The 24,443-nt window shown below is 30.7% G+C and carries 25 protein-coding genes and 1 tRNA gene; 21 read left to right on the top strand and 5 right to left on the bottom strand.

All coding sequences use genetic code 11. The features are described from left to right. Positions 1 to 64: 64 nt before the first annotated feature. From EU98_RS02555 to EU98_RS02570, 4 genes are read left to right on the top strand one after another with little or no spacing between them, the layout of a single operon-like run. Complete coding sequence (locus tag EU98_RS02555; RefSeq protein WP_032516111.1) at positions 65 to 1,432, top strand: cation:proton antiporter; 1,368 nt, start codon at positions 65 to 67, stop codon at positions 1,430 to 1,432. A gap of 42 nt (positions 1,433 to 1,474) precedes the next feature. Next, positions 1,475 to 2,374: an alpha/beta fold hydrolase gene (locus EU98_RS02560; protein WP_032516110.1), complete on the top strand. Its 900-nt coding sequence runs from the start codon at positions 1,475 to 1,477 to the stop codon at positions 2,372 to 2,374. Between the two features lie 9 nt (positions 2,375 to 2,383). Further along, the gene (locus EU98_RS02565; protein WP_032516109.1) at positions 2,384 to 3,238 is read left to right on the top strand and encodes a galactose mutarotase; all 855 of its coding nucleotides are present in this window, start codon (positions 2,384 to 2,386) and stop codon (positions 3,236 to 3,238) included. 13 nt (positions 3,239 to 3,251) lie between these two features. Continuing rightward, complete coding sequence (locus tag EU98_RS02570) at positions 3,252 to 4,601, top strand: four-carbon acid sugar kinase family protein (protein WP_032516108.1); 1,350 nt, start codon at positions 3,252 to 3,254, stop codon at positions 4,599 to 4,601. Positions 4,602 to 4,603: 2 nt separating this feature from the next. Here the strand turns inward: EU98_RS02570 and EU98_RS02575 are convergent, their stop codons facing one another. Next, on the bottom strand, positions 4,604 to 6,028 hold the full coding sequence (locus EU98_RS02575; RefSeq protein WP_032516107.1) for an NADP-dependent isocitrate dehydrogenase: 1,425 nt from the start codon (positions 6,026 to 6,028) through the stop codon (positions 4,604 to 4,606). A 210-nt stretch (positions 6,029 to 6,238) separates the two neighbouring features. On the opposite strand from EU98_RS02575, the gene EU98_RS02580 reads away from it, so the two are divergent. The 5 genes from EU98_RS02580 to EU98_RS02600 are packed head-to-tail and all read left to right on the top strand — an operon-like array spanning position 6,239 to position 9,422. Beyond that, a complete protein-coding gene (locus EU98_RS02580; protein WP_032516106.1) occupies positions 6,239 to 6,670 on the top strand; it encodes a hypothetical protein in 432 nt (143 codons plus the stop codon). 57 nt (positions 6,671 to 6,727) lie between these two features. Further along, complete coding sequence (locus EU98_RS02585; protein ID WP_032516105.1) at positions 6,728 to 7,438, top strand: heme oxygenase (biliverdin-producing); 711 nt, start codon at positions 6,728 to 6,730, stop codon at positions 7,436 to 7,438. Between the two features lie 5 nt (positions 7,439 to 7,443). Beyond that, a complete protein-coding gene (locus EU98_RS02590; protein ID WP_032516104.1) occupies positions 7,444 to 8,154 on the top strand; it encodes a 15,16-dihydrobiliverdin:ferredoxin oxidoreductase in 711 nt (236 codons plus the stop codon). After that, positions 8,155 to 8,916 (top strand): phycoerythrobilin:ferredoxin oxidoreductase, encoded by a 762-nt coding sequence (locus tag EU98_RS02595; RefSeq protein ID WP_032516103.1) that lies wholly within the window; start codon positions 8,155 to 8,157, stop codon positions 8,914 to 8,916. A gap of 32 nt (positions 8,917 to 8,948) precedes the next feature. Further along, positions 8,949 to 9,422, top strand: coding sequence for a low molecular weight protein-tyrosine-phosphatase (locus EU98_RS02600; protein WP_032516102.1), 474 nt, complete (start codon positions 8,949 to 8,951; stop codon positions 9,420 to 9,422). Between the two features lie 2 nt (positions 9,423 to 9,424). On the opposite strand, the gene EU98_RS02605 is transcribed toward EU98_RS02600, so the two are convergent. Further along, the gene (locus EU98_RS02605; RefSeq protein ID WP_032516101.1) at positions 9,425 to 10,957 is read right to left on the bottom strand and encodes a bifunctional pantoate--beta-alanine ligase/(d)CMP kinase; all 1,533 of its coding nucleotides are present in this window, start codon (positions 10,955 to 10,957) and stop codon (positions 9,425 to 9,427) included. A gap of 98 nt (positions 10,958 to 11,055) precedes the next feature. Here EU98_RS02605 and purM point away from each other — a divergent pair, with 98 nt between their 5' ends. The 3 genes from purM to EU98_RS09915 all read left to right on the top strand — a co-directional run bounded on the left by purM (position 11,056) and on the right by EU98_RS09915 (position 13,030). After that, positions 11,056 to 12,099 carry a phosphoribosylformylglycinamidine cyclo-ligase gene (gene purM, locus EU98_RS02610; RefSeq protein WP_032516100.1) on the top strand — a complete coding sequence of 348 codons (1,044 nt, stop codon included), beginning with the start codon at positions 11,056 to 11,058 and terminating at the stop codon, positions 12,097 to 12,099. A 132-nt stretch (positions 12,100 to 12,231) separates the two neighbouring features. Further along, positions 12,232 to 12,876 carry a hypothetical protein gene (locus EU98_RS02615; protein ID WP_025927087.1) on the top strand — a complete coding sequence of 215 codons (645 nt, stop codon included), beginning with the start codon at positions 12,232 to 12,234 and terminating at the stop codon, positions 12,874 to 12,876. After that, complete coding sequence (locus tag EU98_RS09915; protein ID WP_193743025.1) at positions 12,863 to 13,030, top strand: hypothetical protein; 168 nt, start codon at positions 12,863 to 12,865, stop codon at positions 13,028 to 13,030. Before EU98_RS02615 ends, EU98_RS09915 begins: the two co-directional genes overlap by 14 nt. A gap of 210 nt (positions 13,031 to 13,240) precedes the next feature. Here EU98_RS09915 and EU98_RS02620 read toward each other — a convergent pair. After that, positions 13,241 to 13,311 (bottom strand) — tRNA-Cys (locus EU98_RS02620). A gap of 42 nt (positions 13,312 to 13,353) precedes the next feature. On the opposite strand from EU98_RS02620, the gene EU98_RS09545 reads away from it, so the two are divergent. Beyond that, positions 13,354 to 14,586 carry a lipid-A-disaccharide synthase-related protein gene (locus tag EU98_RS09545; protein WP_241466402.1) on the top strand — a complete coding sequence of 411 codons (1,233 nt, stop codon included), beginning with the start codon at positions 13,354 to 13,356 and terminating at the stop codon, positions 14,584 to 14,586. Positions 14,587 to 14,618: 32 nt separating this feature from the next. Further along, positions 14,619 to 14,885, top strand: coding sequence for a hypothetical protein (locus EU98_RS02625; protein ID WP_032516229.1), 267 nt, complete (start codon positions 14,619 to 14,621; stop codon positions 14,883 to 14,885). Between the two features lie 3 nt (positions 14,886 to 14,888). Here the strand turns inward: EU98_RS02625 and EU98_RS02630 are convergent, their stop codons facing one another. Continuing rightward, on the bottom strand, positions 14,889 to 15,524 hold the full coding sequence (locus EU98_RS02630; protein ID WP_032516098.1) for a ribonuclease H-like domain-containing protein: 636 nt from the start codon (positions 15,522 to 15,524) through the stop codon (positions 14,889 to 14,891). 162 nt (positions 15,525 to 15,686) lie between these two features. On the opposite strand from EU98_RS02630, the gene EU98_RS02635 reads away from it, so the two are divergent. Next, a complete protein-coding gene (locus tag EU98_RS02635) occupies positions 15,687 to 16,244 on the top strand; it encodes a cofactor assembly of complex C subunit B (protein ID WP_032516097.1) in 558 nt (185 codons plus the stop codon). A 27-nt stretch (positions 16,245 to 16,271) separates the two neighbouring features. Here EU98_RS02635 and hemF read toward each other — a convergent pair whose 3' ends face one another. Next, on the bottom strand, positions 16,272 to 17,300 hold the full coding sequence (gene hemF, locus EU98_RS02640) for an oxygen-dependent coproporphyrinogen oxidase (protein ID WP_032516096.1): 1,029 nt from the start codon (positions 17,298 to 17,300) through the stop codon (positions 16,272 to 16,274). A 159-nt stretch (positions 17,301 to 17,459) separates the two neighbouring features. Here hemF and EU98_RS02645 point away from each other — a divergent pair, with 159 nt between their 5' ends. The 6 genes from EU98_RS02645 to gshA all read left to right on the top strand — a co-directional run bounded on the left by EU98_RS02645 (position 17,460) and on the right by gshA (position 24,390). Next, a complete protein-coding gene (locus EU98_RS02645) occupies positions 17,460 to 18,530 on the top strand; it encodes an Mrp/NBP35 family ATP-binding protein (protein WP_032516095.1) in 1,071 nt (356 codons plus the stop codon). 3 nt (positions 18,531 to 18,533) lie between these two features. Continuing rightward, complete coding sequence (gene rodA / locus EU98_RS02650) at positions 18,534 to 19,802, top strand: rod shape-determining protein RodA (protein WP_032516094.1); 1,269 nt, start codon at positions 18,534 to 18,536, stop codon at positions 19,800 to 19,802. Beyond that, complete coding sequence (locus EU98_RS02655) at positions 19,802 to 21,166, top strand: sensor histidine kinase (RefSeq protein ID WP_032516093.1); 1,365 nt, start codon at positions 19,802 to 19,804, stop codon at positions 21,164 to 21,166. Before rodA ends, EU98_RS02655 begins: the two co-directional genes overlap by 1 nt. Before the next feature lie 111 nt (positions 21,167 to 21,277). Then, on the top strand, positions 21,278 to 21,700 hold the full coding sequence (locus EU98_RS02660; RefSeq protein WP_011819190.1) for a photosystem I reaction center subunit II PsaD: 423 nt from the start codon (positions 21,278 to 21,280) through the stop codon (positions 21,698 to 21,700). 59 nt (positions 21,701 to 21,759) lie between these two features. Next, complete coding sequence (locus EU98_RS02665; RefSeq protein ID WP_032516092.1) at positions 21,760 to 23,280, top strand: anthranilate synthase component I family protein; 1,521 nt, start codon at positions 21,760 to 21,762, stop codon at positions 23,278 to 23,280. Then, positions 23,281 to 24,390 (top strand): glutamate--cysteine ligase, encoded by a 1,110-nt coding sequence (gene gshA / locus EU98_RS02670; RefSeq protein ID WP_032516091.1) that lies wholly within the window; start codon positions 23,281 to 23,283, stop codon positions 24,388 to 24,390. Positions 24,391 to 24,443 lie beyond the last annotated feature (53 nt).

Genomic DNA, 24,443 nt, shown 5'->3' with positions numbered 1-24,443 from the left:
TATTTCTTAAAGTGGGCCCTCAATAAACTATCTTCCAATTAGGTAGTTTATTTTTTACACTTAAATGTACTCTTTACTTGCTGAATTAAGTGCACATGATTTGGAAGTTGCTGAAACGTTGATCGGAGTTATAAGATTTTTATTGATCTTTTTAGCAGCAAGAGCATTAGCAGAAGTATTAGTAAGACTAAGTTTGCCAACGATTGTAGGTGAGCTTCTTGCAGGGGTTGTAATAGGAGCTTCAGGATTCCATTTATTGATACCGCCCTCAGCTGGAACTGAACTAAATGAGGGACTTGTAAATGTTATTAGTTCCTTAGCTTCAATCCCCCCAGAAGCAGTACCAGATGTTTATTTCGAAAGCTTTCCCTCCCTCCAAGCAGTAGCAACACTTGGTTTATATGCACTTTTATTTTTAACAGGCTTAGAAAGTGAGTTAGAGGAATTGGTAGCTGTCGGTGCTCAGGCTTTTACTGTTGCTATGGCTGGCGTAATTTTACCTTTTGCTTTTGGAACTCTTGGATTAATGTTTATTTTCCAAGTAGATCTAATTCCAGCAGTTTTTGCTGGAGCATCTATGACAGCCACAAGTATAGGAATTACAGCAAGTGTTTTCGGTGAATTGGGATATTTGAAAACTAGAGAAGGACAGATTGTTATTGGTGCAGCAGTGTTAGATGATATTTTGGGAATTGTTATTTTGGCAGTTGTAGTCGCCCTTGCTGCAGGAGGTACTTTAGAAATTGCTCCCATTATTAAATTAGTTGCAGCAGCTGTAGTCTTTGTTATTGCTGCTATTGCATTAAGTAGAACAGCTGCTCCAGGTTTTGATTGGTTATTAGATAGATTAAAGGCTCCTGGAGCCGTGGTGGTAGCTTCTTTTGTGATACTTGTATTGTGTTGTTTCGTGGCAACAGCCATTGGATTGGAAGCAGCTTTAGGGGCTTTTGCAGCTGGATTGATTCTTAGTAGTTCTAAAAATAATCATGCAATACAACAATCTGTTTTACCTTTAGTTTCCTTATTCGCCACTATTTTCTTTGTATTAGTTGGAGCTGGAATGGATTTATCTGTTATCAATCCACTTGATCCAACAAGCAGATCAGCTCTTGTAGTCGCAGGATTTTTATTAGTTGTTGCGATTATTGGAAAAATTGCTGCCGGATGGGTATTTTCTAGTGATAAACCTACAAATAGATTAGTTGTAGGTTTGGGTATGATGCCTAGAGGAGAGGTTGGTTTAATTTTTCTTGGGCTAGGAACAAGCGCTAAGTTATTAACCCCTTCTCTTGAAGCAGCTATTTTATTAATGGTTATAGGAACTACATTTCTTGCACCTGTACTTTTAAGAATTGTTCTAAAAGATAAGCCCCCAAATGATGGCAATAAAATTTCAGATGATGTTGCAGCTGATCCTGTGGGTCTTCTTTAGGAAATAAGTTTATTAGAATCAATAAAGATAAATTTTCAATGAATGGAAAAGTCAGCTCTGATAGATAGTGATGTAAATTATAATTGGAATTTTTTAAATTACCCAATTCATACAGTTTCCTCTAAGCCCGAGCAAACATCAAAAGATTGTGTAATTTTATTAATTCATGGTTTCGGTGCTTCTACGGATCATTGGAGATTTAATATTCCTATTTTGAGTACAAAATACGAAGTTCATGCAATGGATTTACTCGGTTTTGGAAAAAGTCCAAAGCCTCAAGACGTCGAATACTCAGGATCTTTATGGAAAGATCAAGTTGTTGCTTATGTAAAAGAGAAAATAAAAAAACCTACAATTGTTGTTGGAAATTCATTAGGTGGATATGCCGCATTAGCAGCTGGTGCAGAATTAAATGAGCTAAATGCAGGAGTGATCTTACTTAATGCTGCTGGATACTTTAGTGAAGAAAAAACTATCAAAAAGAATATGTTGCAAACTTCAATTGAAACAGTTGCCGGCATATTTTTGAAAAATATTGTTCTTCAACGTTTGATTTTTGAAAATATGAGAAATCCAAAAAATATTAAAAAAACGTTGAATCAAGTTTATGTTGATAAAAAAAATGTTGATGATTTTTTAGTTGAGTCAATAAGAAAGCCTTCTCTAGATTTCGGAGCTTTTAATGTTTTTAGAAGTGTATTTAACCCATCAGGTCCTCAGGGATTGCCGTTGGATAAGCTATTCGCAAAACTAAATGCACCATTATTACTTCTTTGGGGAGGGAAAGATCCATGGATGAACACTCCAAAAAAAAGAAATTTATATAAAAAATTTATACCAAAGAATACAAAAGAAATTATTCTTGATGCAGGACATTGTCCTCATGATGAGATACCTGAATTAGTTAATCAGCATATTTTGGATTGGGTTGATTCTCTTTAATTAATAATCGTGAAAGTTGAATTATCTAATAAGGAACAAGGAATTTTTGTCTTTCAATTGGATAAAAATAACTACATTAAATTTTGTCCTGAAAGAGGAGGCGTTATTACAAATTGGGTTTCGGATGGTAATGAAATACTTTATTTCGATGAAACAAGATTTATGGAAAAGACAAAAAGTATTAGGGGAGGCATTCCAATCTTGTTTCCAATTTGTGGAAATCTCAATACCTCTAGTTCAGTATTTGGAAATGGTTATTTGCAATTACCACAACATGGTTTCGCAAGGGATTTGCAATGGCAATACTCCTTTAATGAAAATGAAAAATTTTTATGTTTATTCTTAAATGCATCTAAAAAAACCAAAAAATATTATCCTTTCGATTTCGAACTAAAAATAGAAGTTATCTTAAAAGTTAACTTTTTAGAATTTGAAATTACAATCTATAACAAAACAGACTTTGCTATGCCTATAAATTTTGGTTTGCATCCTTATTTTAAAATTTCAGATTTCAAAAATTTAGAGTTTGTTGATAATCCACTTAATTGTCAGGATCAAAAAAGAAATACTATAAGTAATACTTTGGATGAATTAAACAAAATTAATTTAGGAGTTGATCTTCTTATGTATACTTCCGGTAGAAGCTCTTTTCGAGATAAAATTTTTAAAAGAGAGGTAACTTTAAATCATCCATATCCTTTTGATTTAGGCGTTATTTGGAGTGATCCTCCAAGAAGAATGATGTGTCTCGAACCTTGGACTAGTCCCCGAAATTCTTTTGTTGATGGATTTAGAAACATTATGATTCCTTCAAATGATAGTAAAAGGTTAAATGTCTCAATACAAATAAAATCTCTTAAGTAATTTTGTAATACTTATGAAATTTGTCGTTATAGATGATGATCCAACAGGCTCTCAAACTGTTCAAGATTGCTTATTACTGCTCAAGTGGGACTGTTCAACTTTAGCTAAAGGTTTTGAATCTAAATCTAATTTATTTTTTATTTTGGCTAATACAAGATCATTATCGGAAAATGATGCGAAATTAACAATAGAGGAAATTTGCAAAAATCTTAAGACTTTAATTACTTCTCAAGTCTATGAAGAAGAAATTATTTTTATAAGTAGAGGAGACTCTACTCTTCGAGGACATAATTATTTAGAGCCAATTGCTCTAAATAGTTGTTTAGGTCCTTTTGATGCTACTTTTTATATTCCAGCTTTCATAGAAGGTAAAAGATTCACAATTAATGGATCTCACTTTGTTGATAAAACTCCTATTAGTCAAACAATTTTTGCAAAAGATAAAATTTTTGGATATGAGACAAGTAATGTAAAGAATCTTTTATTTCAGCAGAGTAAATCGCAAATAAATTTTGAAGATATTCAAAATCTTTTATTGTCAGATATCGAAATGTTAAATGATGAAGAAAATAATATTGTTTTTAAAACACTAAAGAACTTGAAGAATAATAAACATGTAGTTGTAGATGTAGAGAATTATTCTCAACTAAAAAAATTTTCTTTAGTAATTAAAAAATTAATTAAACAAAAAAAATTCCTTTTTCGAACTGCAGCAAGTTTCATAAGTTCAATTTCTGAGAAAAAAAGTGTCTCTCAGAATGAAATATTTTTCTCTAATTTAAGAATAAGAAATAAAGAAAAGAGTTTTCTTCCAGGACTGATAATTGTTGGATCTTATGTAGAACTTTCTACAATACAATTGAATAATTTATTAGAGATAAGTAATTGCAATCCAGTTGAATTAGATGTTTTTGAATTCTTTAAAATTACTTCAACGCATGTTAATCAGAAGAGAAGGAATTTGTTTAAAAATAAATTTTTAAAAGAAATTAGATTTTCTTTTGAGAGAGGAAAAACTCCTGTTTTGTTTACTTCAAGAAAATTTATGTCTTTAGATTCTTCTGAACTATTTAATTTTTATAATTTACTTGCTTGTTTTATTGCTGAATTAGTCACGGATTTGAAGTATGAAATAGGATATTTGATTTCAAAAGGTGGAATAACAACAAATTTGATTCTTAGTAAAGGACTTAATGCAGATTATGTTTATCTTGAAGGACAGATTTTAACTGGAATTTCAGTGGTGACTTACAACCTAAAAAATGGCGAAAAACTTCCCATTGTTACTCATCCTGGAAACATTGGTACTAAAGATTCACTGGTAAATATTTGGAAAGTTTTTGAAAATAAAAATAATTTTTAAAATTAGAAATTTGAGATAATTTCTTCAGCAAAACTGCTGCAGGACAGAGGTTCTACTTTTGGTTCCATTAAGCGTGCTAAATCATAGGTGACTTTTTTTTGCTCAATTGCCTTACTTAAACCATTAGTAATTAAGTTAGCTGCCTCATCCCAACCAAAATATTCAAGCATCATTACACCACTAAGAATTACTGAGCCTGGATTAATCTTATTTAAGCCTGCATGTTTTGGCGCAGTACCGTGAGTAGCTTCGAAAATTGCTGCATTATCACCAATATTTGCACCAGGAGCCATACCTAGGCCACCAACAATTGCTGCAGCTGCATCAGAAACATAGTCTCCATTGAGATTTAAGGTTGCAAGAATTGAATATTCTTGAGGTCTAGTTTGAATTTGTTGAAATATACTATCAGCTATCCGATCATCAACAAGAATAAGTTCTCTCCATTTTCCATCTCCGTGAGAATTTGATATTGATGCAATAACTTCTTTAATTTCTTCGCAAATGAATGCTTTTTTGTTATTTGTAAGCTTGTCAAAACCTGGTTCAATTTTTCGAGCATTATTTTCAACTGTAATTTCTGGATTTTTCTGAATATTATCTAGAATCCAGCTTTCTCTCTCTGTAATGCAATCTTCTCTAAATTCATTTACTGCTAATTCATATCCCCAATCTCTAAATGCACCTTCTGTATATTTCATAATATTCCCTTTGTGTACAAGAGTTACATGCCTTTTATCTCCTGATAATCTTTTGGCATGTTCTATAGCTTTTCTAATATGCCTTTGGCTACCAGATTTACTTACTGGTTTTATTCCAATACCTGATCCGTCTGGTATAGATCTATTTTTTAAATTTTTACTTTTTGGTATGACAACGTTATTTAAGTGATTAATTAATTCAAGACAATTATTGTCCTCAGCTTCCCATTCAATACCCATATAGATGTCCTCAGTATTTTCTCTATAAACAATAACGTCTAAATTTTGGGGATTTTTGTGAGGGCTTGGAGTTCCTGAATAATATTTGCATGGTCTAACACAGCTATATAAATCAAAGATTTGTCTTAATGCAACATTAAGAGATCTAATACCTCCACCGATGGGAGTCGTTAAAGGACCTTTGATGGCCACACCAAAGTGTTTGATTGCCTCAATAGTGTCTTGAGGCAGATAGTTATATGTTCCATAAAGTTCACAAGCTTCATCGCCCGCATAGACCTTAAACCAATTAATTTTTCTTTCATCTCCATAGCTTTTTTTAATCGCTGAATCAAGAACGATTTGAGTTGCAGGCCAAATATCAACTCCAGTACCATCACCCCTAATAAATGGGACAATTGGATTATTAGGAACATTTGGTTTGCCTTGATCAAAAGTTATTATCTCGCCTTCATTAGGTAAAGTTAATTTTTCAAAATTTGGCATAGCATTTAATTAATAAAATATAACTCATTAAAGTTCCTAGTATTTTAATTTGCGATGAGTTATTTTCTTTAAAACCTAGAAATTTATTATTCAAATGTGAATAGAGAAAGTTTGTTGATCAGCATTTCAACATCTTTATTAAAATAAAAAGTAGTTAATAAGCAAATTAAAGCAAATTATGTCATTTTCAAAAAAGTACTCAACTACTTTATGAATGCGAGTTCAAATGTAAGTAATGTTGAAATAGCCAATAAAATTGCTTCTACTGCAGCTTTGTTTCGGAAATATTTTCCAGATGCAAGCGTAAACTTTAGTCCATGGGACAATTCAAATAATGAATCCATGCAAGATACTATTGATTTTGCGTTTCATTTTCCTGGTTGGAGTCCTCTTATTGAATGTAGAGCAATACTCTTACAATTAAGAATTGAAAATGATAATAATGGCAGAGTTCCGAAATTGTTGGGAATAATAATGCGAGGTATGATTGTTCCCTCCGAGAGATGGAGAGTGGCTACCATCGGTGATTGGGAAATGACTGGTACTCATTTACCGCAAAAGGAACAAAAAGATAACCTTTTTTTGGTTTGTAAAGAACTTTATAAGTTATTCTCTACAACATCTGCTGGTAACAAAAATTAGCTGTTTTATGTATTTTCCTTGTAGATTAAATACACTTACAAAAATAATTCAAAATATATGGCAGTTGCACTCGCAGGACAATTAAGAGAAGGGACAAAAAAATCCCATACTATGGCAGAAAATACTGGCTTTGTGGCTTGTTTTTTAAAAGGAGTTGTTGAAAAAAAATCTTATAGAAAATTAATTAGTGATTTATATTTTGTTTATGAAGCTATGGAAGAAGAAATTGAAAGACTGGTCAATGAGGAACATCCCGTAATAAAACCTATAGGTTTTAAATCGTTATTCAGAAAAGAAACTCTTGTAAATGATCTTAAATTTTATTTTGGTGAAAACTGGAAGCAGGAAATTAATATTTCTCACTCAGCAAAAGAATATGTTGAAAGAATCCGAGAGGTCGCAAAAAAATCACCAGAGCTATTAGTTGGTCACCACTACACTCGCTATATTGGAGATTTATCTGGAGGGCAAATCTTGAAAAGGATCGCTAAAAAAGCATTAAATTTGCAGGGAAATGATGGTTTAAATTTTTATGAGTTTGAATTAATTGCTGATGAAAAGAAATTCAAGGAAGAATATTCCCTTACTTTGAATCAACTTCCAATAAATCAAAAGACTGCTGATCAAATTATTGATGAAGCTAATCAAGCTTTTACTTACAATATGAAAATGTTTAAGGAGCTTGAAGGTAACTTGATTGCTGTTTTAGGAAAGATTGTATTCAATTACATTACAAAAAAAGTCAGAAAAGGAAGTACCGAGACCTAATATTCATGTTTGATTCATTAGTTGATTTTCTTAAAACCAATATTGATGAATTAAATGGTAATGAATTACAAATATCTAGCGAATTTAAAGAACATCATAATGAAGACTCAAAATATATTATTAAGAATTGGCTTTTTTCATCTCCCGAATATAGAAAGTGGCGAATAACAAGATTAGATGGTGGCAAAAAACTGCAAGTGTTTAATACGGTTGCATATCCTAATTTTGATTGTGAAATGCCTATTTTAGGAGCTGATATTTTATGGTTTGGAACTTCTCAAAAGTTATTAGCAATACTTGATTATCAACCTTTAATTCAAGAAGGCAAATATCTCGAAAAATATTGTTCAAGTTTAGGTATTATTAAAAAAAAATATCCTGCATTTGATAATAATAAAATGAAGAAAATATATGATTCAAAAAAGTATTTTTCGCCATGGGTAATTATATGTAGAGGAAATAAATTAAATCTTGATAGAGATTTAAATAATATATTCCATTCATTTGTAAATAATTATTTGAACATTCATAAATCGAATCCTGTTAATCAATTCTTAGATGCAGAAGAAATAAAGATTAATCAAATTAAATATGATAAGTATAGTTTTGAAAAAGACCCTGCAGATAAATTGTTTAAATCTTTTTTTGGAGAAAAATGGACAAAAAAATTTGTCAATAAATTCCTTTTTACATTAAATAATGAGATTATTTATTGAATGTTAATTCAAGATACTATTTTTTACAGGCCAGATTGGAGATGGCATAATTTTTTAAAATATTTAACAAATAACTTAAGTAAATATAACTGTTTAGAAAAAATAATACCTCTGGAATATTCTTATAAAGATTCAACTTATGGTTCAAAAAAATCAAAAAAAAATGTGAATCTCTCTACTTGGGGAGTAACGCATAAAAAAAGAATTCAATTCGCAAGAGCAGTGTGTATAAATAGTCCAAATTATTCTGTTTTAAATTTTTTAATTATTCCTAAAACTATTTATAACGTCCCATTTTTTGGAGTAGATTTTGTTTCTCTTCCTAATAGTTATTTATTAGTGTTAGATTTTCAGCCCTCATTAAAAATACAAAATCAATACAATAATCAGTTATTAGAAAAACTTATCAAACTCAAAAATCATTGTCATTCATCACTACCATTAGCTGAAGAAATGTCTGCGGATGTAGCTAGATTTTTTTCTCCAGGAGCAATATGGTCAAAATTACCTAAAGAAGAAAGAAGTGATTTTTTAATTGCTAATCAGCTTTATAACTCATTTAAGGAATATCTTGATTTGTATTTGGAAATTCTTTTCGAAAGCAAAGAAGTCAATATTGACCTTCAAAAAGAATTAATAAACGGTCAAAATAATTATTTGAATTATAGAAGAGATAACGATCCAGCGAGGCCAATGTTGTCGAGTTTGTTTGGTAAAGAATTTACTGAATCTTTAATTAAAGAAGTTTTATTTACTACTTAAAAGTCTTACAATGTATTGGAATTTGAAATCATATGAAAAAAATTTCTATTCTTTTTGTATGTTTGGGAAATATTTGTAGGTCTCCCGCAGCAGAAGCTATCTTTATAAGTCTAATTGAAAAGAGGGGCTTAACCGATGGCTTTATTGTAGATTCTGCTGGGACTGGGAGTTGGCATATTGGAAAAAAAGCTGACTCTAGGATGAGAATTGCGGCAGAAAGAAGGGATATAAATATCTTAAGCAGGGCTCGTCAAATTAACAAAAAAGATTTTGACGAATTTAACTATATTATTGCGATGGACGATTCAAATTTTAGAAATATTCAAGATCTTAAAAATAGAACAGCTTCAGCTGGTTTTGCATCAATTAAAAAAATACAAGATTTTAGAACAGTTTTTAATGAGAAAGAAGTTCCTGACCCATATTTTGGAGGTGATGAGGGGTTCGATTATGTCCTTGATATTTTAGAAGATTCTGTAAACGGTTTTTTGGAAAGTATTTCTTGAATTTATTTGATCTCAGTCTCTTTAGGAATCTTGTCATTATAAAGATCAATAATTTTATCCACTACCTCATTAATTGAGTATCCATCCGTAATAATTTCTATTGCGTCATTTGCTTTTACTAAAGGTGATATTTCCCTATTGGAATCTTCAAGATCTCGTTTCTTTATAAGTTCTTTTAATGTATTAAGGTCTATTTCTTGTAAGTCTTTACTATTTTTATCAAATTTTCTTCTTTTTGCTCTTTCGTCAATGCTAGCAGTTAAAAATATTTTAAGTTCTGCATGAGGAAAAACAGTAGTTCCTATATCTCTTCCCTCAGCTACAAGTCCGCCTGATTCTCCAATTTTTCTTTGTTCTTCGACTAAGAATTTTCTTACTTCTTTTATTGAGGAAATTTTAGAAACTATGGAAGTTATCTTTTGCGACCTAATTTCTTTAGTAACACAGTAGTTATTAACATAAACATCCTGATGTGAATTTGTATTTGACTTGAAAACAATGGATATATCTTTAAAAATATTAAGTAATTTTTTTTCTTTTTTATAAGCAATATTTTCTTTAAGTATAAGCCAACTCAATGCCCTATACATTGCGCCAGTATCTAAATATAGAAGTTTAAGTTTTTTCGCTATTAACTTTGTTACAGTACTTTTACCTGAACCTGCAGGACCATCAATTGCAATAATCGGCCTTCTTTTCATTAGGAAAACGTGATCAATTAATCTTGTCTCTCCACATCTTATCGCACCAGCCAGTAACGAAATATTATCCTCATGTCTTGCTTTTTGGAGGGTATGAGGGTTTAAGTGTTCTAAATATTCGATTGAAATTTTTTTTGCTGATAACTTTTTAATTATTTCGTTTAAATTGAAATTTTTTTCTTGTTGAAAATTTTTTTTTGCTTCTAATAACTCACTTGAAAAAAACCTAATCAATTTCCTTTCGTTTTTTGATAAATGTACATTACGTGAACTTAAAGGAATTCCATCAAAATCTCTTTGTGTAGGAATAGATTTAATAGCAATATTTAATCTCTCTTTTAGGACAAGATTTTTTAAAATTAAAAGTTGTTGCCAATCTTTTTCTCCTAAGTAAAGATTTTTAGGCTTGATTAGATTAAGTAATCTATAAACTACTGTACAAACGCCATCAAAATGTCCAATTCGATTTAATCCACATAATGCAGAAGATAATTCTATTGGAGCTTTTAGGAATTTAATATTTTTATTATTTGGTGGATATATATCTTCATTACTTGGGATGAAGATGGCATCCGCGCCATTTGAGAATGAGATTTTTATATCATTATCAATTGTTTTAGGGTAATTCTCTAAATCTAACTTGTTATCGAATTGAAGTGGATTAATAAAAATACTTACTAAATTAACATTAGAATTGTCATTTTTTGCTGTTGATATTAATTTTATATGTCCATTATGAAGATTACCCATTGTTGGAATAAAGTTAATTTCACTATTTATATTTCTCCTCCAATTTTCTATTTCTTCAGTTTTCCTTATTATGACTTTCTTCACTTTGTTTTTAAAAAATAAATCTATTTGATAAATAATTACTGGACAAAATCAATCTTAGGAGGAATATCTATATAGGGAGAGTCTATCATTTTTATTTCATGGATTACAAAACATCAGGTGTTGATATAGAAGCTGGACGAGAATTTGTTTCCGAAATTAAACAGGCAGTTGAAGGAACTCATACATCTAATGTGATTGAGGGTATTGGCGGGTTCGGAGGCTTGTTTAGAATTCCTATCGATAGTTTTAAAAAACCAGTTCTTGTTTCAGGAACTGATGGTGTTGGAACAAAATTAGAATTAGCCCAAAGTAAAAACTTTCACTTTGAGGTTGGTATTGATTTAGTTGCTATGTGCATGAACGATATCATTACTAGTGGTGCAAAACCGTTATTTTTTCTGGATTATATTGCTACTGGTAAGCTTGATAAGAAACAATTATTGAGGGTTGTTCAGGGAATTTCACATGGCTGTAGAGAAAATAACTGTTCATTACTCGGCGGAGAAACTGCTGAAATGCCGGGATTTTATTCGAAAAATAAGTATGATCTTGCAGGATTTTGTGTTGGAATAGTCGATGAGGATAAGCTTATTAATGGTAAAAAAGTCTCTGAAAATGACTTAATAATTGCTTTAAAAAGTAATGGAGTTCATAGTAATGGCTTTAGTTTAGTAAGAAAAATTATCCAAAACAATAATCAAATAGAAAAGGAATTTGAAAAAGTTTCTCACTTAAGGTTTTATGATGAGTTATTGAAACCTACAAAAATTTACAATAATGTGGTTAACCAAATGTTATCTGAAAATATAGAAATTAAAGCAATGTCTCATATAACTGGAGGAGGAATTCCAGAAAATTTACCAAGATGTATTCCTTCTGATTTTATTCCTTATATCAATACCAATTCTTGGGAAATACCTATTTTATTTAAATTCCTTAAAGACAAAGGATCTGTTCCTGAAAAAGATTTTTGGAATACTTTCAATCTTGGAGTTGGATTTTGTCTAATTATTGATAAAAAATTTAAGGACGCGATATTAAGTATCTGTGAAGATTATGATATAGATAGCTGGGAAATTGGAAAGATAGTTCGAAAAAATAATTCAACAATTAGTAAATTTTTGCCAGAAATTTTAACTTAAATTTTTTTATCTTTTTTAAACGAGTTTTAAAAAATTATTTTTTATACCCAAATGAAAAAGTTAGGTGTAATATAATAAAATTACCGCCGAATTATATCGGAAGTTTAAGTATTAAGATTTAACCTTTATTCAATGCCCTTTGCAAATAATCAAAGAATTACACGTAGACGTAGTTCAGCTGGCCCTACACCTCCAAAAAGACCAATAGGTAATAATTCTGAATCCAATGGTAGACAGGCTCAAGGCCCAAGACCAACTTTCTTGACACTAAGGGATCATGGGAAAGTTTTTGTTGCTGATTTACCTAATTTGTCTGATGGTCAATTAGCGCATATTAGTAAAGAAGCTAATGAAGTTTTGAATAGTTTGGAAAAAAGACTTAGTGATCTTGAAAATGAACCTAACGTTAGTAATCCGGAAAACGATACGCTGATAAAAGCTTCTACTAAAAGAGATGTCACACTGAGGTTTATTAAATCAATTGAAGAAGAACAAGAACATAGAAAGAATAATCCTGCTTTACGAGATGCTGCATCTGAATCGTTACCGAGAACTTTTCTTGAGGTTGCTAGACATAGATTGCCTGGAGCAACTTTTGATTCACTTCTTCGAGAGGCTCTTGAAGCTTGTGCAGTTGATGAGAGTGCTGAAGAAAATCAAGTTATTGATGAGCCTAAAGAAACTGTAAAAATTATGGATATACCCTCTTCCAACACTAATGCTTCACTTGTTGTTAGTATCGATTCAAGTGATGATTCTAAGAATGACTCTATTTGATTCAACACAAGAGTTAATAAGCTTTCAAGACCAAAATAATTCAAAAATTAACCTTACTTCAGATAAAGATCCCATTTTATGTAATCATTGCAAAAGAACTGCTTCAAATGGTATTAGATGTTTAGGAATGTGTGTAGCAGATAATGATTACTAAAAAAATTCAAATTTTATATAAATAATCTGATGAAAATAATTAATAAATTGCTTAAATTTTTTTTATTAATAGATATCAGGTATTATTTATCAATAAATAAAGAAAAGATCATTTTTCTATATATCAATAAGTAATTGAAACTTTATACCTTTTATTTCAAATTGAAGTTCTTAGAAAACTTCATAATCAAATGTGTAAAAAAATTAAATAAGGCGGCACCCAGATTCGAACTGGGGATAAAGGATTTGCAATCCTCTGCCTTACCACTTGGCCATGCCGCCGAAAAAGACTCGATTGATTCTTTTTATGATCTTAACAGTAAGTTGTCTCATTCTCTATTATTTATATGTAATGGTCATGGAGAAGATGTAATCGCATCTGAAATAATAAAACGATTACTAAACAAAATAAAAAATAAAAATATTGAAGTTTTACCGTTAGTAGGAAATGGAGATATTTTTAATTCCATAAAATCAAAGAATTTTCGTAAAATAGGATACTTAAAAGAGCTGCCTAGTGGAGGTTTTAGTAATCAAAGTCTGAAGGGATTTGTGCTTGATTTGTTTGCAGGATTTTTAATCGATAATTTAAGAAATTTTCTACTTGTAAAACAGAAGTCAAAACATAACTGCAAAATTATCGCAGTAGGCGATTTCTTGCCATTACTCTTCGCTTGGAGTTCAGAATGCGAGTTTAGTTTCATTGGAACTCCCAAAAGTGATCATACTTGGAGTAGTGGGCCAGGTTGGGATTTAAGTGATTTTTATCATAAGTTGAAAGGTTCTGAATGGGATCCATGGGAAATGTTTTTAATGAAATCTCCAAGATGTAAAAATTTAATTATGAGAGATGAAATTACAGCTAATAATTTGAATAAAAAAAATATTGATGCAAAATACTTGGGTAATCCAATGATGGATTTTGTTAAAGCAAAAAACGATAAGATATCAAATATTATTTCTTTTAAAAGGATTATTTTATTAGTTGGAAGTAGATATCCTGAAGCTCTTAAAAATCTTGATAATTTTCTCAATTGTTTGCAAGATTTTCATTTATCAAATGATTTGGTTATTCTTTTGCCTTTGAGCATTAATGCGAATGTGATTCAAATTCAAAATTATTTAAATAAATATGGTTTTGTAAAACAAAGGAAAGTTAAATTTCTAATAGATGAAGATTCAGTATGGAAAAAGAAAGATCAATATGTAGTGATTGGAAAAGGTAAATTCAATTCATGGGCCAATATGGCAGAAGTTGGCTTGTCTAATGCAGGAACTGCTACGGAGCAAATTGCTGGCCTTGGAATCCCATCTCTTTCTTTACCAGGCCCTGGACCACAATTCACAAAATCGTTTGCAAAAAGACAATCAAGATTATTGGGAGGTAGTGTTTTAGTTTGCAAGAACAAAAAAATTCTTTTAAGACGTTTAAGTTTACTTTTGAAAGTAAACTTTGATAGGTTAGATCAAGCAAAAATTGGAAAAAAAAGAATGGGGGAATCCGGAGCAAGTAAGAAAATCGTAGATGCAATAAACCTTCATTTGTTATCTTGGTAAATGGCAATAGCTTATTAATTATTAATTCTTTTATGTATCCAATAAATGATCGGCAATATCTAAAAATTTGTGCAGAGATTGCAAAACTTATGAGCATAAGCTTATCTTCTGCTAAAAAGAAAGTAGAAATTCAAATTGCTAAAGAAGGCTCGAAAACTATGCAAGAAAAAATACAAGTTGCTCAAAATGTTTTAAAAATTTGTGAAAAAAATGATGGAGATCAATTAAGCTCTTCAAAAATACTTGATAAGCTTATGGAAACTCTTGATGGTGAAGATAATTTTTTAACTGAAGATTGATTCTTAATGTTCAAATATATTTGAGAATTTTAGTATGTCTAAATCAGCATGTACAGAAACTGTTTCGAAACATTTTTGAGCTAATTCATATCTATTCTCTCTTTCTAAGATAACTTTTAATTTATGCATAGCTTGAATTAAATATCTAACATCATTTGCTGCATAAGCTAGTTGATCTTTTGTTAAATCTTCGTTGCTACCCCAATCACTACTTTGCGAGCTTTTGTCCATTTCTATACCTAACAATTCATTAATTAAATCCTTTAAACCGTGTTTATTTGTATAAGTTCTTGCCAACTTACTAGCAATTTTTGTACAAAAAATATTTTTTGTATTAATTTCAAGATTGCATTTTAGAGCTGCTACATCAAATCTCGCATAATGAAATATTTTAGTAATTTTGTCATCTTCAAGAAGCGCTTTTAAATGAGGTGAAGACGATGTATTAAGTTCAATTTTTACACAGGATGTTCTTTTAAATTCATTGCATATTTGTACTAAACAGAGTCTATCTCTTCCATGAATTAAACCCATTGCTTCAGTGTCAATAGCTAGGTAGGATGATTTTTTGTAAAGATTGTATAAATCTACTGTTAAATCGCTATAAAGGAAATCAATATTTTTATTTTCAATAGTCATTTTTAATAATTATTTAAGGTAATTTAAAATTTAGAATATTATTTAAAATTTATTAAATTAAGAATTTTTATCTAATAGGAATATTTTACAGAATAATTCTAAAAAATTATAATATGATGTAACTTTAATTTTTATTCTCGAGTTACTAGAAAAAATTATTTAATGTCATATTCCTTAAATTCAACATTATTGCTGACAATTCTCTTGGCCATAGGATTATTTTTTTTTCTAAGGGCTTCCAGTAAAGATAGAACTACCATCGTTGAGATTTCATCTTCTCAGCAGCCAATTAAGGTTTTAAATGGTTTATGTGAATGGCTTAATTTGAGGGGATGGAAGCAAACAGGAGGAGATTTTGAACAAAGAATTTTAATATTCAAGGGTCAAGTTGTTTCTAGTAAATTTTTAGCAATTTTTTTAGGTTTTCTCGGTGGTTTTGGTTCTTGTGCTTTGGGATTAGTAATTATTCAAATATATCCTGAATTAGGTTGGTGGCCTATTCTTTTGGGATTAATTGGTGGCCCTTTGTCTGGAATTTTTTATTTTAAAAAATCAGCAAGAGAGGAGAAATTTGAATTAAGGTTGATCAACGAAAATGAAAAAGATTCAACTTTTATGAGAATTAGAGCCCATAGGGATGAATTAATCTCTTTAGAAAATGAACTCGGAGAAAAACTTCAATTGAAAAGTGACGGTTCTTTATTTAAAACACCTATTTAAGATACTTAAACTTTTATTCGATAATTTTTAATCAAAAATATTATTCTCTATACAGAATTTCTCTAACTCTTTATCTTTCAACCAATCTTGGGGTTTTGTAAAAATTGATGTGAGAAATTCCTCTCGAGAACCATTTTTAGCTTTATATCCATATTCCCATCTAGCTAAAGGTGGTAAGGACATTAATATAGATTCAGTTCTGCCATTTGTTTGTAGTCCAAAAATCGTCCCTCTATCCCAAACTAAATTGAATTCAACATATCTACCTCTTCGATATAGCTGGAATTCTCTTTCCTTAGATGAATATGTTTGAGAAGCTCTTTTTTCAATAATGGGCAAATATGAAGGGAGGAATGCCTGTCCACAGTTTTCCGCTAAAGAAAATAAATCATCCCAATTTAAATTAGATCTTCCAATATTTTCTGAAGCTTTTGATGCTTCTCCATTTTGATTATTTCCTCTATAAATATTGCCTGAACCATCTTGATAATCATAAAAAATACCTCCTATGCCTCTAGATTCATTTCTATGCTTCAAGAAGAAATATTCATCACACCATGGTTTGAAAACTTTATGCAAATCTTGATCAACTTTCTCACAAGCTTTTTTATGCTCATTATGAAAATTCCTTACATCAGAAAGATAAGGATAAAAAGGGGTTAAGTCTGCACCTCCCCCAAACCACCAAACAGGACCAGCTTCGAAATATCGATAATTCAGATGAACTGTAGGAATATAGGGATTCTTAGGATGCAAAACCATAGAAGTTCCCGTAGCAAACCATTCATGACCTTTTGCTTCGGGCCGTTGAGAGATAATAGATTGAGGTAATTCTTTTCCCTGTACTTCTGAGAAATTTACGCCTGCTTGCTCAAAAATAGAACCATTTTTCAATACTCTTGATCTTCCACCGCCACCTTCGTCTCTTAGCCAGGATTCCTCTGTAAATTTCCCTTTGCCATCTACATTTTCCAGTCCTGAACAAATTTTGTCCTGTAGAGTTAACAAGAGATTTTTAGTTTTTTCTCTCGAGTTTTTAGGAGGTTCTTTCAACATGTATTTAGTAAATCTTGAAGAAAAAATTTTTTTTGGTTAATTATAAGTTTCTCTTTATAATTTCTCTTAGTGGGTCCTTATTGCCTATTATTTGATAGTTCGACATAGTTCTTAATCTTTTAAACAGTCGACTACCTTGTCAAAATATTTAAAAATTTAATGACCACAATAGAAGATGCGAATTTTGCTTTACAAAAAGTTCTAGATGCTGGATCACAGAAAAATGTAATTGAATTATCCTGGATTAAAAATGTAAGAGTAACTATACCGAGAGTAATCGTAACATTATCGTTACCATCGTTTGCAAATTCTCAGAGAGATAGAATTGTAGAAGAAGTTAGAGCGGTACTACTGGATTTTGAAGATATTGATGATGTTCAAATAGAGATAGATAATAATCCTTCCAAAACAGAATCTCAAAATCAAAGTAATGTGCCTGAGTTGCAGAAGATTGATGGGATTCGGCATATCATAGCTGTTAGCAGTGGTAAAGGTGGAGTTGGGAAAAGTACCATTGCAGTTAATCTTGCTTGTTCGCTAGCTAAATTAGGCTTAAAAACTGGGTTGCTTGATGCGGATATATATGGACCTAATACTCCCTCAATGATGGGAGTTGCCGAACAGAATCCTAAGGTTACAGAAGGTAGTGGTAGTGATCAAAGGTTAATACCAATAAATAAATATGGAATTTCATTGGTATCAATGGGTTTCCTCATAGAAGAAGGTCAGCCAGTTATATGGAGAGGACCAATGCTTAATAGTATTATCAGGCAATTTTTATACCAAGTTGAATGGAATAATCTCGATTTTTTGGTTATTGATTTGCCTCCAGGAACAGGAGATGCTCAAATATCTCTTTCTCAATCTGTGCCTATTTCTGGCGCTATAGTTGTTACTACTCCTCAACAAGTATCTCTGCAAGATGCAAGGAGGGGATTAGCAATGTTTAAACAACTCGGAGTACCTTTACTGGGAATTGTAGAAAATATGTCAGTATTTATTCCGCCAGATATGCCAGGTAAAAAATATGAAATTTTTGGTAAAGGTGGTGGACAAACATTAGCTATCGAAAATGAATTACCATTATTAGCTCAAATTCCTATTGAAATCCCTCTCGTTGATGATAGTAATAAAGGTGTACCAATCTCAATAAGCCAGCCCAATAAAGAAAGTTCTGTTGTATTTGGTAATTTAGCTCAATTAATTAAGAATCAATTTGTTAATACTTAGTTGATGTTTAAGAGAATTTCTTTATTAAATAAAAGAGGATTTTTACAAAAAAAAGATAACTTTAATAGAGGTTTTTTATTTTCTCCGCTACTTATAATTCCCCTGTTTTTAGTTATTATTTCGGGTTTATTGATAAAAAGTATTCAGAGTGAATTTTTGGTATCGAACTATTTAGGTCATATCCTAACTGGTTGTTTAGGTTATTTCTTAGCATTTTTTATTTCCTATATACCAATAGAGAGAATTAGAAAGTATGTTTTTCCATTTTATTTGTGTACTTTAATATCCTTATTACTAATTTATTTCTTTGGGATTTCAGTTTCTGGAGCTCAAAGATGGCTAAACTTGGGCATCTTTTCTTTTCAGCCTTCAGAGGTGGCTAAACTTAGTACTGTATTAACTCTTGCTTTAGTACTCGACAAAAAAATAATTCTAACAATAAGAGATTTATTATTACCCTTATTAGTAGTAGTTATACCTTGGTTATTAATTTTCTTTCAACCGGACTTAGGTACCTCTTTAGTTTTAATTGTTTTGACAAGTGTGATGCTCTATTGGTCGCAAATGCCCATAGAGTGGATTTTGATATTAGTACTTTGTATTATCACATCTATATTGTATATAACCTTACCAACTCTTCTTATTTTCTGGATTCCAGTTATAGGATATCTTGCTTATAGATCTTCAAAAAAGAAAATTATTTTTTCTGCTTTCTCTATTTCGTTCCATATTTTAGTGGCAAAATTTACACCAATTTTGTGGCAATATGGCTTAAAAGAATATCAAAAAGATAGATTAGTTTTGTTTTTAGATCCAAATAGAGATCCATTAGGTGGCGGATATCATTTGATACAGAGTCAAATTGCAATTGGTTCTGGAGGATTATTTGGAACTGGTTTATTGCAAGGTAAGCTGACTAATTTGCAATTTATACCTGAACAGCATACTGATTTTATATTCAGTGCTTTAGGGGAAGAATTAGGTTTTGTGGGGTGCACTATAGTTTTATTTTTGTTCTTTTTTTTGATTAAAAAACTTATTAATACTGCAACAATTGCTAGAACTAACTTTGAATCTCTAATTGTTGTTGGAATAACCTCAACTTTTTTATTTCAAATAATTATTAACTTATTTATGACTATTGGATTAGGACCAGTTACTGGGATTCCCCTTCCTTTTATGAGCTATGGTCGAACGTCATTGGTGACTAATTTTATATCCATTGGATTTGTTTTATCTATATTGAAACGTTCTAGATCACTAAGAAGTTGATGAAATCGCAAATAACTATAAAAAAAATTCAAGAGCTTTTGATTAAAGGAGTCCAAACCATATATGTGGATGACGATACATCCAGAAGAATGTGGTGGGCTTCCTTAGAAGTTATTCAAAAAGATTTCCTTTCTCAGAATTATAAACAGGGCGGGATGTGGGTTGCCTCGCCTTTGCCAGCTTTTAATGATAAAAAATTTTTAAATCAACTTCATGGGTGGCTTTGGTCTCCTGAGGGGTTTCCATACTTTCAAAATGAGAATGCAGGTTTTTTGCCAGTCAATAATTCAGAAAAGATAAAAAAAGATTTTGATTTAGTTTGTAATTATAAAGTCTTAAATCTTTGTCAAGAAGATGGTTATGAACCTTTTTTGATGATAATCACTCCAAATTTTCAATGCATATTATCAATTGTAGGAGAAAAAGATAAAAAAATTCTATTAATGAAGTGTGATGAAGAAAGCCTTAAACTTTCAATTGAATTAATGCATGCAAAATTAAATCAAGAAAATTATGAGGAAGGAGTAAAATTTCGTAATGCAATCAATAATTTAGGTAACCTTAATATTAATAATCAATTTGAAAAATTATTTTGGCCGATATTATCGGCAAAATTAGCAAATATTTCTCCAAATCATAATATACAGAATTCTGTGAAAAATGATGAAAAAAATGTGCAAATAACTGAAGCAAAATTATTACGTGCAATTTCTCATGAAGTAAGAACTCCTTTGGCAACAATAAGAACCCTAATAAGTTCTACTTTAAAAAAATATAAAATGGATGAATCAATGAGAAATCGTTTAATTCAAATAGATAATGAATGTAATGAACAAATTGATAGGTTTGGTTTAATCTTTAATGCAGCAGAATTAGTTGGTAATGAAGTGTCATCATTGAATAACTTGGCGAAAATTAATTTATCCGAAATTTTCAGTAAGCTTGCTCCTTTATGGAATAAACAATTAAACCGACGTGGTATTTCTTTGAAGATAGATATCCCCAAACAACTTCCACAAATTTTGAGTGATTCTGAAAAATTAGAATTAATGTTAAGAGGATTAATTGATAAAAATACTAGAGGATTAAAAGAAGGCAGTACATTAATTTTAGAATTAAGACCAGCTGGTCAAAAACTCAAACTTCAACTCAAAGTACAAAAATTAGATAACAATCAAAAAGAAATTCTACAAAAAGATAACGGTTCTGATATTGGTCCTGTTTTAAATTGGAACCCTCAAACTGGAAGTTTACAACTTAGTCAAAATGCAACTCAAAAGTTGTTAGCTAGTTTAGGAGGGCATGTCACACAAAGACGTGATACAGGTTTGACGGTATTTTTTCCAATTTCAGATTCAAAATAAAATCACAAAAAAGTTTTTCATATATTAAATAATGTAGAAAATTTCCTATTAATTTTGAATTTTGCAAAATATGAATGCTAATTTCTTATAAGAAATAACTCAAAATCTAGGATGACTGAAACTTTAGTTGGTCAATTTCCAAAGCATATAGGAAGTACTGGGGGTTTATTAAACTCAGCAGAAACCGAAGAAAAATATGCAATTGTATGGAAAAGTTCAAAAGAACAAGCATTTGAATTGCCCACCGGCGGAGCGGCTTTAATGCATGAAGGTGATAATTTAATGTACTTTGCAAGAAAAGAACAATGTCTTGCACTAGGGACACAATTAAGAGCTTTCAAACCAAGGATTGAAGATTTTAAAATCTACCGAATTTTCCCAGGTGGCGATATTGAATTTTTACACCCAAAGGATGGTGTTTTCCCTGAAAAAGTAAATGAAGGCAGAGAGAAAGTAGGTCATAATCCTAGGAGAATAGGTGAGAATCCTAATCCAGCTGGTTTGAAATTTACAACTAAGAATACTTTTGATTAACTTCCTTAAAGTTGATATAAAAGAAGAAAATAATTATAATTTGGGCTGACATTATTAATATGATCAGCTCAAAGAAAGATAGTTTTTTAAAGGCTTACAAAGAAGGTAAAAATTTTATACCTATAGTTGAAACTTGGCCAGCGGATTTAGAGACTCCATTATCGACTTGGTTAAAATTATCTTCAAAAGATTCCCATGGTGTTTTTCTTGAATCTGTTGAAGGTGGGGAGAATTTGGGTAGGTGGAGTATTGTTGCTACTAAACCTCTTTGGGAAGCCGTTTGTTATGGAGAAGAAACAGTTAAAACATGGAATAATGGCAAAACTGAAACACATAAAGGTGATCCTTTTGATATTTTAAAAAGTTGGACAAAGGAATATAAGTCAACCATGCTCGAAGAATTACCATCAATTGGACAGTTATATGGCTCTTGGGGTTATGAATTAATAAATCGAATAGAGCCAAGCGTTCCAATAAATGAAATACCAGAAAACAATATCCCTTATGGTTCATGGATGTTTTTTGATCAATTAGTTGTTTTTGATCAAATTAAAAGATGTATTACTGCAGTGGTTTATGCAGATACAACTTCTTCTAGAGAGTCTTCGATTGAAGAGTTATATCTAAACTCAATTTCTAAAATTCAGGAAACTAGAAATTTAATGAGAGTTCCTCTAAAAGAAAATGAGTTTTTAGATTGGAATGAAAATGAGAATTTGAATTTAGATCTAGAAAGTAATTGGAAGAAAAAAGATTTTGAGGATGCAGTTCTCTCTGCAAAGGAATACATAAAAAAGGGAGATATCTTTCAAATAGTTATAAGTCAGAGATTTCAAACTCAAGTCAATAATGATCCCTTTAGTTTATATAGAAGTTTGAGGATGGTTAATCCATCTCCATACATGTCATTTTTTGATTTTGGCTCATGGTATTTGATAGGTTCGAGTCCTGAAGTAATGGTTAAAGGTAAAATAAATAAAAATAGTGAGATTGTCGCAAGCTTAAGACCAATAGCTGGCACAAGACCTAGAGGTATTGATAATCAACAAGACTTAGAACTAGAAAAGGATTTGTTAAAAGATCCAAAAGAGATAGCAGAGCATGTAATGTTAATAGATCTTGGAAGAAATGATCTTGGAAGAGTTTGTGAAATCGGTACTGTGGAGGTCAAAGATTTAATGGTTATTGAAAAATATTCACATGTTATGCATATAGTGAGTGAAGTACAGGGGATCTTGAAAAATAATACTGATGTATGGGATTTGCTTAGGGCATGTTTTCCCGCTGGAACTGTAACTGGAGCACCAAAAATAAGAGCAATGCAATTAATTAAAGACTTTGAAAAAGATGCTAGAGGACCTTATGCGGGTGTTTATGGATCTATTGATATTAATGGTGCATTAAATACGGCTATTACAATAAGAACAATGATAGTTAAACCTTCAAAAGATGGAAAATATAGTGTATCGGTTCAGGCAGGTGCTGGAATAGTTGCAGATTCTTCACCTGAAAATGAATATAAAGAGACAATTAATAAAGCTAAAGGGATACTAAAAGCATTAGCCTGTTTAAATAAATAAATGAGTAAAGATAATCTCTATAAAGGTTTTGAGGTGGAACTCTTTACAGGTTCTTTAGATTCTCATATTGGTGTTTCAGCTGATATTGAGAAAAAATTTTCTGACTTTGTAAAAGAGCCAGATAACAGAAATGTTGAATACATAACAACACCTGAAAAAAACTACAAGTTTCTATATGAGAAATTAATAATTCCAAGAAAAAAGTTAAGAAAGTGGCTTAATACTAAAAATTTAACAATCATTCCTTCCTCCACTCTTTGTTTTAAACATGATATTCAATTTCAAAGATCTGATATTGACAACGTCTATCATCAATTTATTCAAGATAATTATGGAATATCTATTGCAACTTCAAGCGTCCATATAAATATAGGAATAGACGATTTAGATAAACTTTTTACAGCTATAAGGCTTATAAGATCTGAGGCTGCTCTATATTTATCATTAAGTGCTAGTTCACCCTTTTTAAATAATAAAATTACCAATAATCACTCTCAGAGATGGATCCAGTTTCCTAAAACACCAAGTAGGGTTCCTTTTTTTGTAAATCATAATTCTTATATCGACTGGATAGAGGAAAATATATCTAATAAAAATATGCAAAATATTAGGCATTTTTGGTCTTCAATCCGACCTAATGGTCCCCAAAGACCTTTAATTCTTGATCGTTTGGAATTAAGAATTTGTGATTTTGTTCATGATATTAATCTTCTATTAGGAATAACGGCCATGATAGAACTAAGGATTTTGAATCTTTTTGAAAATATAAATACCTTAGATCCTATGAATGCTAGTATTTTTTCTATGGATGAGTTGTCAGAAATATGTGATCAAAATGAAATTAATGCTGCTAAAGATAGTCTTAATTCAGAGTTAATTCACTGGCAAGATGGAAAAAAAGTTATTTGTAGAGAATGGATTCAAAACTTATTATCAGATTTATCATCCACAGCAGAAGATTTTGGAATGAAACATCTTTTAAATCCTATCTATAAAGTGCTTGAAGAAGGCAATCAATCTATGAAATGGATAAATCAATATGAAAAAGGTCTTTCTATTGAGCAGATAATGAAAATTTCTATCGAAGATATGATTAGGAGTGAGATCTAGAATGTTTGATTATTTAAATAAACATTTGATCTGAACATTTTCACTTATGACAT

The organism is Prochlorococcus marinus str. MIT 9314, from assembly GCF_000760035.1.
Taxonomy (GTDB): domain Bacteria; phylum Cyanobacteriota; class Cyanobacteriia; order PCC-6307; family Cyanobiaceae; genus Prochlorococcus_A; species Prochlorococcus_A marinus_B.
This window is presented reverse-complemented; position numbering and strand designations above follow the sequence as displayed.

What these genes read in the sequence shown, in the direction of transcription:
- EU98_RS02585 (WP_032516105.1), top strand. Translation starts at nt 6,728, where the DNA reads ATGGCAGTTGCACTCGCAGGACAATTAAGAGAAGGGACAAAAAAATCC.
- EU98_RS02560 (WP_032516110.1), top strand. Translation starts at nt 1,475, where the DNA reads ATGGAAAAGTCAGCTCTGATAGATAGTGATGTAAATTATAATTGGAAT.
- EU98_RS02655 (WP_032516093.1), top strand. Translation starts at nt 19,802, where the DNA reads ATGAAATCGCAAATAACTATAAAAAAAATTCAAGAGCTTTTGATTAAA.
- EU98_RS02645 (WP_032516095.1), top strand. Translation starts at nt 17,460, where the DNA reads ATGACCACAATAGAAGATGCGAATTTTGCTTTACAAAAAGTTCTAGAT.
- EU98_RS02575 (WP_032516107.1), bottom strand. Translation starts at nt 6,028, where the DNA reads ATGCCAAATTTTGAAAAATTAACTTTACCTAATGAAGGCGAGATAATA.
- EU98_RS02665 (WP_032516092.1), top strand. Translation starts at nt 21,760, where the DNA reads ATGATCAGCTCAAAGAAAGATAGTTTTTTAAAGGCTTACAAAGAAGGT.
- EU98_RS02615 (WP_025927087.1), top strand. Translation starts at nt 12,232, where the DNA reads ATGCCCTTTGCAAATAATCAAAGAATTACACGTAGACGTAGTTCAGCT.
- EU98_RS02595 (WP_032516103.1), top strand. Translation starts at nt 8,155, where the DNA reads ATGTTAATTCAAGATACTATTTTTTACAGGCCAGATTGGAGATGGCAT.
- EU98_RS02600 (WP_032516102.1), top strand. Translation starts at nt 8,949, where the DNA reads ATGAAAAAAATTTCTATTCTTTTTGTATGTTTGGGAAATATTTGTAGG.
- EU98_RS02590 (WP_032516104.1), top strand. Translation starts at nt 7,444, where the DNA reads ATGTTTGATTCATTAGTTGATTTTCTTAAAACCAATATTGATGAATTA.
- EU98_RS02570 (WP_032516108.1), top strand. Translation starts at nt 3,252, where the DNA reads ATGAAATTTGTCGTTATAGATGATGATCCAACAGGCTCTCAAACTGTT.
- EU98_RS02580 (WP_032516106.1), top strand. Translation starts at nt 6,239, where the DNA reads ATGAATGCGAGTTCAAATGTAAGTAATGTTGAAATAGCCAATAAAATT.
- EU98_RS02635 (WP_032516097.1), top strand. Translation starts at nt 15,687, where the DNA reads ATGTCATATTCCTTAAATTCAACATTATTGCTGACAATTCTCTTGGCC.
- gshA (WP_032516091.1), top strand. Translation starts at nt 23,281, where the DNA reads ATGAGTAAAGATAATCTCTATAAAGGTTTTGAGGTGGAACTCTTTACA.
- EU98_RS02625 (WP_032516229.1), top strand. Translation starts at nt 14,619, where the DNA reads ATGTATCCAATAAATGATCGGCAATATCTAAAAATTTGTGCAGAGATT.
- EU98_RS09915 (WP_193743025.1), top strand. Translation starts at nt 12,863, where the DNA reads ATGACTCTATTTGATTCAACACAAGAGTTAATAAGCTTTCAAGACCAA.
- EU98_RS02555 (WP_032516111.1), top strand. Translation starts at nt 65, where the DNA reads ATGTACTCTTTACTTGCTGAATTAAGTGCACATGATTTGGAAGTTGCT.
- EU98_RS02630 (WP_032516098.1), bottom strand. Translation starts at nt 15,524, where the DNA reads ATGACTATTGAAAATAAAAATATTGATTTCCTTTATAGCGATTTAACA.
- purM (WP_032516100.1), top strand. Translation starts at nt 11,056, where the DNA reads ATGGATTACAAAACATCAGGTGTTGATATAGAAGCTGGACGAGAATTT.
- rodA (WP_032516094.1), top strand. Translation starts at nt 18,534, where the DNA reads ATGTTTAAGAGAATTTCTTTATTAAATAAAAGAGGATTTTTACAAAAA.
- EU98_RS02660 (WP_011819190.1), top strand. Translation starts at nt 21,278, where the DNA reads ATGACTGAAACTTTAGTTGGTCAATTTCCAAAGCATATAGGAAGTACT.
- hemF (WP_032516096.1), bottom strand. Translation starts at nt 17,300, where the DNA reads ATGTTGAAAGAACCTCCTAAAAACTCGAGAGAAAAAACTAAAAATCTC.